The organism is Nocardia carnea (assembly GCF_029868855.1).
GTDB lineage: Bacteria > Actinomycetota > Actinomycetes > Mycobacteriales > Mycobacteriaceae > Nocardia > Nocardia carnea_A.
In genome coordinates, this window is record NZ_JARWOV010000163.1 from 1 (window position 1) to 3,017 (window position 3,017).

Annotated in this window: 3 protein-coding genes; 2 read left to right on the plus strand and 1 reads right to left on the minus strand. The window is 68.6% G+C overall.

Annotated features, from left to right (window positions below; genetic code table 11):
- Positions 1-410: 410 nt before the first annotated feature.
- Entirely contained in the window at positions 411-1,040 is a 630-nt protein-coding gene (locus tag QH195_RS14910; protein ID WP_280435803.1) for a TetR/AcrR family transcriptional regulator, read from the minus strand.
- Between the two features lie 37 nt (positions 1,041-1,077).
- Between QH195_RS14910 and QH195_RS14915 the strand changes: the two genes are divergently transcribed.
- The gene (locus QH195_RS14915) at positions 1,078-1,806 is read left to right on the plus strand and encodes a 2-oxoglutarate/malate transporter (RefSeq protein WP_280435804.1); all 729 of its coding nucleotides are present in this window, start codon (positions 1,078-1,080) and stop codon (positions 1,804-1,806) included.
- Positions 1,807-1,845: 39 nt separating this feature from the next.
- Complete coding sequence (locus QH195_RS14920) at positions 1,846-2,733, plus strand: alpha/beta hydrolase (RefSeq protein ID WP_280419645.1); 888 nt, start codon at positions 1,846-1,848, stop codon at positions 2,731-2,733.
- Positions 2,734-3,017 lie beyond the last annotated feature (284 nt).

Below are 3,017 nucleotides of genomic sequence, written 5' to 3' on the forward strand. Positions count from 1 at the left end.
TACGTCTCGATATGGAGGTCCTGGCGCGACTGTGCCGCACACTCGACGGGCTGCCGCTGGCCATCGAACTCGCCGCCGCCCGCGCGCGGACGATGAGCGTGGAGGATATCGAGCGGCGGGGTTTTACCGAGCGGCCCCGGCCCCCCGGGGCGCTGGGGCGCGATTCCCGCACGGTTACACCTATCCCGCGCGGCCCTGCGGGGCGGCGGGCGGTCTGTTTTCTGTGGCACTGTCCCGCGGGTCGCCCCGGGTTGCCGTTAGCAACCGCCCTGCTCTGTGGAGTCCGGACTTTCCTCGGCGCCCGGCGTGACACCGTGCAGTGTCCGTTCCCGGCGCCGCGACCGCCCGGCCGGCTCATCCGCCGCACACGATACTCGCTGCCGGCCCCGGCACCCGCCCCGACCATTCGATCACGCGGCCGCCAGCAGTTCCCGGGACAGGGCGGCGCCCCACCAGCGCTCCGCTCGGCCCGGTGTCCACCCGCGTTCACCGGTCAGCACGGTGAACACGTCGATATTGCAGAGTGCGGCATAGATGTCGACGGCCTCACCCACTGTGAGCCGGGGTCGCAGCACACCGTCCGGCCATCCGGAGAACACCTGGATGCGGGTCTCGTCGGCGCGGCGGCGACCGTCGCGATACTCGTGCGCCAGTTCGGGTTCGGCGCGGCCCGCCTCCCGCAGCAGCACGATGACATCTCCGGCCCGCTCGAACAGCCGGCGGTCGTAACCGGCCATCGCCGCCAGCTGAGCGGCCGGTCCGGGCGCAGATTCCAGCTCGGTGATCATGCGCGGCAGGTCTCCGGAAAGGTCGGCCGCGTCGGCGAGCGCCCGGGTGAGCCCGGTTTTGTTGCCGTAGGCGGCATACACCGTGGGTACCGAGACCCCGGCGGCCTTGGCGACCTCGCGCACCGTAGTGGCCGCCCAGCCCCGGGTGACGAAGAGTTCGCGGGCGCAGCGGGCGATCTGCGCGGTGGTCTCCTGCGCCTGCGCGGTCCTGCGCAGCGAATCGTATCGGCGCCGGTCGGGCTCGCCGTCCATGGTTCCCCTTTCGTTTTACGCAGCTTATATTAAATATATGCCCAGAATATCTTTCGATGCCGCGGCGGCCCGGCGAACCGCCGGCGCGGCGGGAATCGGTTTCGCACTGCTCATCGTCACCGCCAATCTCGTCCTCGTACCCGCCGGAATGCCCTCGCCCGGATCGTCCACCGAGGAGGCGGTCGACTTCTACCTGTCCGGCGGCCGGCCCACCGTTGCGGTCTCGGCACTACTACCCGCCGTATGGGCCCTGGCAACACTGTTCGCGGCAGGCGCCCTGGCGGCGGTCCTTCCGGCAGGCGGCCGGACCGCTTGGGTTTACGCCGGTTTCGCCGGAGTACTCCTGCAGAACGCCACCTTCACCGTCGTGGTCGCGCTACGTCTGGCGATGTCGACGGCCGGCGATCCGGCGAGTATCGGCACACTCTGGGCGCTGCACGAAGCGGTATTCGGGTTCAACGGCACCTTCCTGGCGCTGGCAATGTTCGGACTCGGCACGGCCGGATTCACGTCCGGTCTGCTCGCCCGGTGGCTACTGATACTCGGAACAGTCGCGGCCTGCCTGCAATTCACGTCCGCGACCCTCACTCCACTGATCGTCACCGGTCACAGCCGGCTCGCCCTGTTCGGGTTGGCCGGCTGGCTCCTGTGGGCGGTCTGGCTCACCGGCTACGGAATCGCCCTGATCCGCTCCGCCGGGCACACCCACCGCGGCGCCGGGACCACGACCTCGGCCGGTCGCGGCGCCGGTGCCCAGCCGGACTGACAACTTCGGCGAAACAACACCTCGGTACCGTCACTGATCATGGAGCGTGTGGAGGTCGGCTTCCCGTCGGGAGGTCAGAAATGTGCCGGCTGGCTGTACCTACCGGCCGGTCCGCCCAAGCCCCGCCCCATCGTGGTGATGGGGCACGGGCTGGGAGCGAACCGGGAAATGGGTCTGGATCGGTACGCGCGGCGGTTCGCCGCCGCGGGAATGGGGGTTCTGGTATTCGATTACCGGCATTTCGGCAGTAGCGACGGCGAACCGCGGCAAACGGTCAATATCGCGCGGCAGCGCGAGGACTGGACCTCCGCCATCGCCTACGCGCGAACCCTGCGGGGTTTCGACGCCACGCGGATAGCACTGTGGGGAACTTCGCTGGGCGGCGGCCACGCGCTGTCGGTGGCACCCGACGATGCGTATATCGCGGCGGTCGTGGCACAGGCTCCGTTCGTCAGCGGATTCTCCTCGGCCCTGGCGAAGGGTCCGATCAGCCTGGTGAAAGTGGCCACTCTCGCGATCACGGATGCGTTGTTCGGCACGGTATTTCGTAAGCCGGTCCAGATCCGGCTCGCCGGGCGTAAACGCGCTGCGGCGATGGCGACCGGTACCGAGGTACCGGCAGGGTTCGGCCGGCTGGCCGAGGAAAGCCCCGCCTACCGGCCGAAGATACCGGCCCGCGCGGCCTTCCCGCTGCTGTTCGACCGGCCGGGCCGGCATGCCAAGGAACTGAAGATGCCGGTGCTGTACGCCCTGTGCGACCAGGATTCGATCACACCGGTCAAACCCGCACTGCGGGTCGCCGGGAAAACCAAGCACGCACAGATCAAGCGTTATCCCGCCGGGCATTTCGATATCTATTTCGACGATCTCTTCGAGCAGGCCGTCTACGACCAGACCGAATTCCTGACCGCGGTACTACGTCCGTGACGAGCACCGCGGTACCGGGCAACTGCGCCGTTCCGGTACCGCGGTGGTGCGGCGGGCCGGGGGAACCCGGCCCGCGGGCGCGCATTTTACGCACGCGAGAATTTTTGGGGTCTTGTTATACCGGCCCGTTGTTGGCGGCCAAACCGCGGGGGTGGGGCGCCCAACTGCGCTTTCGAGAAAAACCCCCCTAAAATTGCTTGTTTCTTAAATGCCGCGCCTGGGGGCGGGGGCGCGCGCCCCCGCCGCACCACCGCGGTACCGGAACGGCGCAGTTGCCCGGTACC